General features: G+C 54.3%; 8 protein-coding genes. 2 read left to right on the forward strand and 6 right to left on the reverse strand.

Features of this window, described 5'->3' with window-relative positions:
- Positions 1–16 precede the first annotated feature (16 nt).
- From argS to AQR02_RS30760, 6 genes are all read right to left on the reverse strand, one after another.
- Entirely contained in the window at positions 17–1,702 is a 1,686-nt protein-coding gene (gene argS, locus AQR02_RS30735) for an arginine--tRNA ligase (protein ID WP_054944070.1), read from the reverse strand.
- Positions 1,699–2,142 (reverse strand): YwiB family protein, encoded by a 444-nt coding sequence (locus AQR02_RS30740; protein WP_054944098.1) that lies wholly within the window; start codon positions 2,140–2,142, stop codon positions 1,699–1,701. Before AQR02_RS30740 ends, argS begins: the two co-directional genes overlap by 4 nt.
- Positions 2,143–2,284: 142 nt before the next feature.
- Positions 2,285–2,959, reverse strand: coding sequence for a hypothetical protein (locus AQR02_RS30745; RefSeq protein WP_054944071.1), 675 nt, complete (start codon positions 2,957–2,959; stop codon positions 2,285–2,287).
- A 26-nt stretch (positions 2,960–2,985) separates the two neighbouring features.
- A complete protein-coding gene (locus AQR02_RS30750; protein ID WP_054944072.1) occupies positions 2,986–3,654 on the reverse strand; it encodes a GNAT family N-acetyltransferase in 669 nt (222 codons plus the stop codon).
- Between the two features lie 18 nt (positions 3,655–3,672).
- Complete coding sequence (locus AQR02_RS30755) at positions 3,673–4,530, reverse strand: carbon-nitrogen hydrolase family protein (RefSeq protein ID WP_054944073.1); 858 nt, start codon at positions 4,528–4,530, stop codon at positions 3,673–3,675.
- A gap of 169 nt (positions 4,531–4,699) precedes the next feature.
- Positions 4,700–5,869: a WD40/YVTN/BNR-like repeat-containing protein gene (locus tag AQR02_RS30760; protein ID WP_054944074.1), complete on the reverse strand. Its 1,170-nt coding sequence runs from the start codon at positions 5,867–5,869 to the stop codon at positions 4,700–4,702.
- A gap of 270 nt (positions 5,870–6,139) precedes the next feature.
- Between AQR02_RS30760 and AQR02_RS30765 the strand changes: the two genes are divergently transcribed.
- Both AQR02_RS30765 and AQR02_RS30770 read left to right on the forward strand, forming a co-directional pair.
- Positions 6,140–8,209 carry a transglycosylase domain-containing protein gene (locus tag AQR02_RS30765; RefSeq protein ID WP_054944075.1) on the forward strand — a complete coding sequence of 690 codons (2,070 nt, stop codon included), beginning with the start codon at positions 6,140–6,142 and terminating at the stop codon, positions 8,207–8,209.
- A 101-nt stretch (positions 8,210–8,310) separates the two neighbouring features.
- Complete coding sequence (locus AQR02_RS30770) at positions 8,311–8,892, forward strand: DNA-3-methyladenine glycosylase (RefSeq protein WP_245237805.1); 582 nt, start codon at positions 8,311–8,313, stop codon at positions 8,890–8,892.
- Positions 8,893–9,231: the final 339 nt, after the last annotated feature.

Consider the following 9,231-nt stretch of genomic DNA (forward strand, 5'->3'; position numbering starts at 1 on the left):
CTTCTGTTTGTGTAAGTTACATCCGGTCAGGTGCGGTAACACCGACCAGACGCAATACGTTGGCAATAGTCGTGCGCGCTGCACCCAGCAGAGCGAGACGGGCTACGGTCTGAGCAGCATCCTCGGTGATGACACGCTCTGCCTTGTAATAGCTGTGGAACAGCGCAGCCAGATCGTATACATAGCGGATCAGGCGATGCGGTGCATAGCTCTCAGCAGCAATGGTGATCTCGGCAGGCAATTCACCGATTTTGCGCAGCAGGTCGTATTCATGAACGGCTGTCAGCTTGGTAAAGTCAATCTCGGCTACAGCCGGAAGCGTAATTCCCTGTTCTTCCGCCTGGCGGAAAATACTGCAGATCCGGGCATGCGCATATTGAACGTAGAACACGGGATTCTCGTTGGACGTGGAAATCGCCAGGTCCATATCAAAATCAAGATGGGAATCCATGCTGCGCATCGTGAAGAAGTAGCGGATGGCATCCAGGCCGACTTCTTCCATCAGGTCTTCCATCGTCACGGCTTTGCCGGTACGCTTGGACATTTTGACCTTCTCACCGTTCTGGAACAGGCTGACCATCTGGGCAATCAGCACGACCAGCTTCTCGGAATCATTACCGAGTGCAGACATGGCCGCTTTCATCCGCGGGATGTAGCCATGGTGGTCGGCACCCCAGATATTGATCATTTTATCGTAGCCCCGGCTGTACTTATCACTGTGATAGGCAATATCCGGTGTAAGGTAGGTATAGGTTCCATCATTCTTGATCAGCACGCGGTCCTTGTCGTCGCCATATTTGGTCGTCTGCAGCCAGGTTGCCCCGTCCAGCTCGTACACTTCTCCGCGGTCGCGCAGCTCATCCAGTGAGCGCAGCACCTGGCCGTTCTCATACAGCGAGGTCTCGCTATACCAGATGTCGAAGTTTACCCGGAAGCGGCCAAGATCGCGTTTGATTTTGTCCAGTTCCTTTGTAAGACCGTAAGTGCGGAAGAAGGCAGCCCGGTCTCCCGGCGTCATCTCCAGCAGCGTATCGCCCTTCTCGGCTACAAGCTCCTTGGCAAATTCCTTAATATCCTCGCCATGGTAGCCGTCCTCCGGCATTTCCGCCGGCTGGCCCAGCTCCTGCAGATAACGGGTCTCAATCGATTTGCACAGATTGTTCACCTGATTACCGGCATCATTAATGTAATACTCCCGGGTCACCTGATAGCCGGCAAAATCCAGCACATTACACAGGGCATCACCGACAGCTGCGCCGCGGGCATGTCCAAGGTGCAGGCTGCCTGTAGGATTGGCACTGACAAATTCCACTTCAACCTTCTGGCCCTTACCGGCTTCGATGCGGCCGTAATTGTCACCCTGCTCGGCAACCAGCGCAATCACCGGATAAAGATAGCTCTTGGAGAGGGTAAAGTTGATAAAGCCGGGTCCGGCGATTTCCGCTTTTTCAATCATTGCTGCGGCCGTGTCCAGATGCTCAATAATCGCCTCGGCGATTTGACGCGGATTACGCTTGGCAATTTTGGTCAGCTGCATGGCAGCATTCGTAGCCAGATCGCCATGTGCCTTGTCTTTGGGCACTTCCAGCACGATGGCCGGAAGCTCTTCTTGCGTTACCAGGCCGGCGGATAGAATAGCACCTGCGATGGCCTCTTTCACCCGTTCATTGGCTAGCTGAAGCGGATTTTGACTTTGTGTCATGATTGTGGTTCCTCCTGTATATACAAACTGATAGCGAACTGTCCCGATAGCTCCCCGTAAACGTACAAGTCATATTCCCACGAGACATTCAGCGAGCGTCCCTCGCGCGTAATATCCAGCTTCCTCGTATCGGTGGAGAGATTAAACTGTGTGTACGGCGAGCGGTAGAATCCCGGCAGGCGGCGCCCAAGGACAAAAGACTGCTCGGACTCAATGCTGCCGTGCCGGATCAGCTTCAGCTCACTGCCTGAAATCTTTATAGTGGTGCGGACGGAAAGCGTTTCTCCCCGAGGGCCCTGCTCTGCTTCCTCATAGCGGATATACAGCTGCGGCCCTCTGGCCATAACTTCTCCGGCAGCTTTCATCACATTCCTCTGTCCGTCCTGCAGGCTCTCCAGCGTAACGGAAGCACCGTATTTGTCGGACTGTAATTCAGACATCATATGTTCCTCGCTTACTCTTTCTATTCATGAATCAAAGGCATATTCGCTTACCCATTGTACACTATATCCAGTTCCGGAGAGCAATTCAATGGAGAATTCGCCTATTGTATTTTTAAAGTTCATTCTATACAGCAGATAATTACAGCGGCAACAGCAGCAATGTATCTCTCTGGCGCAGCTGATCGACCATGGAGTGCCAGGCTTCCGGTTTATCTTCCAGCACCGCATAATAACGGGTCAGAAAGTCAGCAACCAAAGAGGCCTCCACCGCCTCCAGCCCCTCCTGTCCCGGCATAAAGCATAGATCCAGCCCCGTCACCGCTTCGCCGTCGCCTTTCCAGGAAGGGTGCACATAAGGAAAATCAAGCCGTTCATAACCGAGATGGGAGAGTACCTCGCGCCGGACAAAAGGGTCCATCGGCTTTACGCCGCCAAAGGCGAAATCCGCTACCCGGTAGGGGTCGTATATTTCTGCAAACATGCCGAACAGCTCTTTACCCCCGTTATCCGCAGCAAGGCTCCTGAGATCCTTTAGTCGTCTCCGGGCCAAAAAACTCCCGATTCCCAAGCCTTCGCGGCCAATGATGGTGAAGTCGGTCATCGCCACGTTCCAGTCCGGGTAATAGCGGTATTCCGTGGTGCCGACAACCTCCCCCTGATGAACGGCTGCAAATACGCGGATTCCCGGATCTGCCAGCGGCTCCTGCCACAGGCTGAATTCCAGCACTTCCTCCGGCGGGAATACTTCACTCAGCAGATGATGTACTTGTCTGAACAATGGATCGGAAATGTCAGTAATTCTTCTATACTCCATCTTCATGTCTCCTCCAGTACTGTCTTCTATTGAAAAGGGTTGCGCCACTCCATCAGTGCAGCATAATTGCAGGATTCCTCGTCTTCCAGATATCCCTCCACTACACCAACCGGTGTCCGCCCGCAGCGCAGCAAAAAGGTGATTACTGGATCAGTCAGACTACCGGCAGTAACCTCTGCAAGATACGCCTCCGCAGAGATCCGGGACGCTTCTGTATGGTAGCCCGGCATCCGTCCTGCGCCAAGCAGCCGTTCCAGTCCCTGTTCTACCACCACATGATACAGCGACTGCACCAGCTCTTTACCGAGCCCAAGCTTGCGGTATTTGGGACGCACACATAGATCGGCGATATACAGCGTGTTTCCGTCCGGCTGGTGCGTAGTGATGTATCCGCCCGCCGTAACCTCGGACCAGGTATGATGAACTTGCGGTGTTTCCGGATCAAAATGAATCTTCAGTCCCGTGACCGAGCCGGCCAGCTCTCCGTTCACTTCAACACATAACGCGCCCTCCTGAAAAAGCTCCACATGATTCCGGAGTTGCTCCCGGTTCCACCATAACTCTGCAGGATAGGGGGGCGGAAAGGCCTCAGACTGAATGGTGATCAGCTCATCAAAATCCGCTGCCGTGTAGTTGCGTACGACCGCCGGGACGGGCGTTGTGCCGTCAAAGGCATAAAAGGTCTTATAATACATCTCTTCCCCTGCCTCCCTTTACGTCCAGTCCGTATAAAGGTCTGTTCTCCGGTCACGCCAAGTGGTCACGGACCCGCGTTCCCGCACACGGTAGAGCAGCTCCAGATCCAGGTCGGCTGTAATGATCATATCATCATTAATTTCACCTTCGGCCAGCAGCCCTTTTGGCGGGAAGGGAATATCATTCGGTGTAATTACCGCAGCCTGGCCGAAGTTGGCGCGCATCAGATCCACGGTAGGGAGGGATCCGACAGTTCCTGTCAGCACCACGTAAATCTGGTTCTCAATGGCACGGGCATGGCTGGTATAGCGGACCCGGTGAAATCCGTGGCGGTCATCTGTGCAGGACGGGCAAAAGATTACATCAGCGCCCTTGGCTCTGGCCATGCGGACAATCTCCGGGAACTCGATATCGTAACAGGTTAGCATGGCTATGGTTCCTTTATCCGTCTGGAATACCTCAAGCCCTTCGCCTGCACCCATATTCCAGCCCTCTACCTCAGCGGGTGTAATATGAAGCTTGGCCTGCTCGGCGATTCTTCCGTCAGGATAAAAGAGATGTGCTACATTATAGAGCTTATCATTCCGGCGCAGCACATGGGTTCCCCCAATAATATGGACGTTGTACTTCCGGGCATACCCCGAGAACATGTCCCGGTACTGTTCCGTAAACTGGGGCAGGTCTTCAATGCCTGAGGCCTTTGCCCGGCCGTCTCCGATAGACATCAATTGGGTCGTAAGAAACTCCGGAAACAGAATGAAGTCCGTGCCGTATTCTTCGGCTGTCTTTATATAGTGCTCGCACTGGGCGGCAAATTCCTCAAACGAGGAGATCGTATGCAAATGATATTGAACGGCGGATACGCGGAAAGCCATTCTCCAGTCCTCCTAAGGTTCGTCTGCAGGTTCTGCGTTTACACACGACAGTCCTGATAAAGTAAATCAAATTTTATCATACTGGCGGCCAAAATCACACTCGGCAGGAAGACGGCAAAAGACGGCTCCCTAAGGACCCGCCTGCCTTTGATACTGATCTGTTGGTTTTTTATTGTCCGGTTCCTTTAAAAGCAAATTTCTCCGTCCAGGTCATGCCGCCGTCTTTAGTGGCATAAAGGGAAGAAGTATCGGCTCCTTTGACTGCCATCCAGCCCGCCTTGCTGTCAGGGAAGGAGATCTTTGCTTCATATCCGGCAACCGCCGGCAGGTTGCTCCACTGCTTGCCTGCATTCACTGTGCGGCCGACGGCCACCTGTTCACCTGCAGGCGAGAACCCGGCCAGAAAGGCCGTGCTGCTGCCGGCCAGCTGCATGTTGCCTGGTCTGCCGGAGGCCGGGCCTTTCTTCAGCAATGCTGATCCGCTGCCCGGTGCAGGACCGCCGCCTGCCGTCTCCTGGGCGATTACGCGCGTCCAGCTCTTTCCCTGATTGCCGCTGGCGTACAGCGAATACGAGGTCTGGGACATGCCTGATCCTCCGTACAGGAGTGCATATACCTGATCACCCCTGGCGTATACCTGTCCGTACTCCGGGTAAGCAAAAGCCGACTTGAGTGCCAGCTTCCAGGTCGATCCGCCATCTGTGGTCTTCATAACCCGATAACCTTCGCCCGGCGCTACCACCACCGCCCAGCCGTTACTCCGGCTGCTGAACTCTGCGCCGCGTGTATTCGCCGGAGTCTTGATCTGGCTCCAGCTGAGTCCTCCGTCTTCTGTGTAATACGTAAAGGCACGCACGTAACCAAAGCCGTGCTTGCTGTCCTTAAATTCAATTCTTTCAAACCCCACTGCCGTTTCCGAGATTCTCTTCCAGGTTGAACCTCCATCAGCCGTAGCGATGAGATAGGCATCGGAACCCTCCTTAACGGAAGCCAGAGCCCAGCCATGCACATTATCCGGGAAAGTGATTTGCCGGAAATTCCATTGGCCTTCATAAATTTTTTGGAAATGGCAGCCGCCATCTGATGTACCGATCATAAAGCCGCTGCCTGCAGCCCGTCCTGTATCTCCGCTGAGAAATTGAATATCCGTGAAGCTGAGAGGCGTTTCCTCTGCAGCGGAATGCTTAGCCTGCTGTTGCTGCAGCAACCCATGGTCCCCGCTGCCGCAGGCCGGTGCTGCTGCCTGAGCCGGCGCTGCCGTTCCCCAGACCGAGACAACCAGAAGCCCGCATGATAGGAGAGTTAGCACTCTTAAGCGTATATTTTGGGTCCAATTCATGATGACACCTCCTGTGGTATATATACCCTTTTACACTGACACTACTCTGTTATACTCCCTGCCCGCTCCTCTATCTACCCGGAGAAGATCACAAAAAGAAGACAATTTGGTTACCGCTTCGCCGGGTCCGCTTGATAGGCTTCCTTCTACATAAAGTATCGCTGCCTTGAATATCTCGGCCCTACCTTCCCCATAATGAAAACTAACCAGCCAAATCTCTGCCAATATCCATTGCTGTTTCATAATTCTGAAAACAAGGAGCCTGAAGCCATGCCGCGCGATTCCGCTAACCCGAAAGTCAAGAGACACCGCCTCCGCCGGCTGGTCCGGCTGCTGGCCGCCACGTCCGTGCTGTTCCTGCTGGCTGCCGGAGCACTGCTAGGCTATTTATACAACAAACCGCTTCCGCCGATCGGCGATGATATCCGCTCCAAGCTGCTCGATTCCCGGGGCAATGTGCTGACCACCTTTACCACGGATGGACGCAGCCGGGACCCCGTTGCACTGAGCCAGATCGCCCCGCAGCTTATCCAGGCTACCCTGGCCGTGGAGGACCGAAAATTTTATGATCATTCCGGCTTTGACCTGAAAGGAATGGCACGGGCTGTGCTTGCCAATGTGGAGGCGGGAAAACGCTCGCAGGGAGCCAGCACCTTGACCCAGCAGCTCGCGCGTAATCTTTATCTTACCCACGAAAAGACGTGGACCCGCAAATCCAAGGAAGCCCTTTACACGATGCAGCTTGAGATGAAGTACAGCAAAACCGAAATTCTGAGCATGTATCTAAATGAAATTTATTACGGTCATGGCGCATATGGAATTGAAGCGGCGGCCAGGATGTATTTCGGCAAAGCAGCTGCAGATCTTACTCTGGCAGAGAGTGCAATGCTTGCCGGAATTCCTAAAGGGCCCACCTATTATTCACCGTATACCCACCTGGAGAATGCCAAGAAACGGCAAGGCATCATCTTGTCAGCCATGGTAGAGGTGGGTGACATCACAGCCGTACAGGCCCGGGCGGCGGCACAGGAGACCTTAAGCTTCAAACCGCAGGGCCAGAAGAATACCACCGTTCTCGCCCCTTATTTCCGTGATTATGTGCGCGGGCTTGTTCTGGATACGCTGCACATCAGCAGTGATGAGCTGGAGCTTGGCGGACTGAATGTCTATACCACCCTTGATCCAGATATGCAGCAGGCTGCTGAGGAAGCCGTTGATAAAGAAATGGATGCCGCCAGTGAACTGGAGACAGCGCTGGTATCCATCGATCCCCGCACCGGCTATATTAAGGCAATGGTGGGCGGGAAAAACTATCGCACCAACCAGTTCAATCATGCTCTGGCGACGACCCGCCAGCCGGGGTCATCCTTTAAACCAATCATGTATTTAACTGCCCTCTCTTCAAAGACGATGACCGGCCTGTCGGTATTCAACAGCCAGCCCACGCTGTTCCATTATGACAATAACCGCAAAACCTACCAGCCCAAAAATTTCGGCGACAAATACCTCGGGGAGATCAATATGCGCCAGGCTATCGCCGCTTCCGACAATATCTACGCGGTAAATACTATTATGAAAATTGGTGCAGATAAAGTCGCAGAAATGGCGGCCCGGATGGGAATCGGCAGCCCGCTGCAAAGCGTGCCTTCCCTGGCGCTCGGCACCTCTCCGGTCAGTCCGCTGGAGATGGCCTCTGCCTTCGCTGTGATCGGCGGCGGAGGCATCAGGCAGCCGGCGACCGCCATCCTCAAAATTACCGATTCCAAAGGTAATCTGATCTATGAGGCTCCGCAGGATCAGGGAGAAAAGGTTGTGGAGCCGGCAGCAGCGTATGTCCTGACCCGGCTGATGGAAGGGGTCTTTGAGAGCGGCGGCACAGGCAACCGCGTAGCATCAATTATCAAGCGTCCGGTGGCCGGCAAGACAGGAACGACTGATACCGACGGCTGGATGGTCGGATTTACGCCGGAGCTGTCCACCGCGGTCTGGGTAGGTTATGACAAGGGCCGCGATATCGCTACGTCCGATGGGCGGCGGGCCGCACCGATCTTTGCTGAATTTACAGAAAAAGCACTGGCCAACGTGCCTCCGAAAATTTTCCCCATTCCCGACGGGGTCGTCAGCGTCTACATCAATCCGCAATCCGGCAAGCTTGCTACAGCCGCTTGTCCTGAGAAAGAGCTGGAGACCTTCATCAGCGGTACAGAGCCCACGGAGTATTGTGACCAGCACGGCGCCGGCGGGGAAACTGCTCCGGCGGAAGGCTCCCCGGGTGCAGCTGACCCGGGCAAGGGGGAGCATTCCCTGTGGAATGATATCAAACGGTGGTGGATGAACTAGCCCCTGTTGCAGCCCCAATGTTTCAGGGTATACGATGGGAACATCACCGGCATGGCGTAATTCCTCAGAGCCCGCTTTGCCAGGAAAGGGGCTTTCCAACTATGGACTGCAATGAACACGAGGACAGATCAGGCCGGGAAACCGTCCGCCCCCGGCGCCCGCTATCACCCGATTTATACAGGTTACCGGCACTGCAGGCTGCCCCTCTTCTCCTGGGCCAGCATTTGGTCCGGCGCACAGAAGACGGGGAGATCCGCTGCCGTATCGTAGAGACAGAAAGCTACGGAGGGATAGAGGACAAAGGCAGCCATGCCTTTGGCGGCCGCCGAACCGCACGGACTGAGGTGATGTTCAGCTCCGGCGGAACAATCTACATCTACCTTATATACGGCATGTACCATTGCCTCAATGTGGTTACTGCCGCTGAAGGCGACCCGCATGCCGTACTGATCCGTGCGGTGGAGCCGCTAACACCCGGTGATGCCGCACAGATGTCGGCCTACCGCGGCATTGCTTACAGGAAACCTTCCGGGCTCTCAGGAGGCCCGGGCAAGCTATGCCGTGCTCTCCGGATTGACAAAAGCCTTAACGGCCGCCGGCTGGATGTACAAGGCAGCCCCCTCTGGCTGGAGCAGGGGGGACCCGGCGGAGAGCCTGGACATTGTCCAGGCTCCGCGCATTAATATTCCTTACGCAGAAGAATACGCACAGCTTCCCTGGCGCTTCTATCTCAGGAATAACCCTTACGTTTCAATAAAGGATAAGCTGGAGCAGCCCTTCAACCTGAGGTAAGCAAGATCAGAATATATTCTATGGTTTCCGCACCGATTTATTGGGTAAAAAGAAGAGAACCCTAATAGGCCTCCCGCCTTGGCATTCCAAAACGGGAGGCCTTTCCTCTGTTTCTGCAATGTTATAAATGAATGCGCTTTCCCCGTTCTCTAAACTTACAATAACTGCTATAATCGTATATATCCGCAAAAAAATATATTGATGTAAATGAGGGACATGAGATGAAGGAT

This window comes from Paenibacillus ihuae, from assembly GCF_001368795.1.
GTDB lineage: Bacteria > Bacillota > Bacilli > Paenibacillales > Paenibacillaceae > Paenibacillus_AQ > Paenibacillus_AQ ihuae.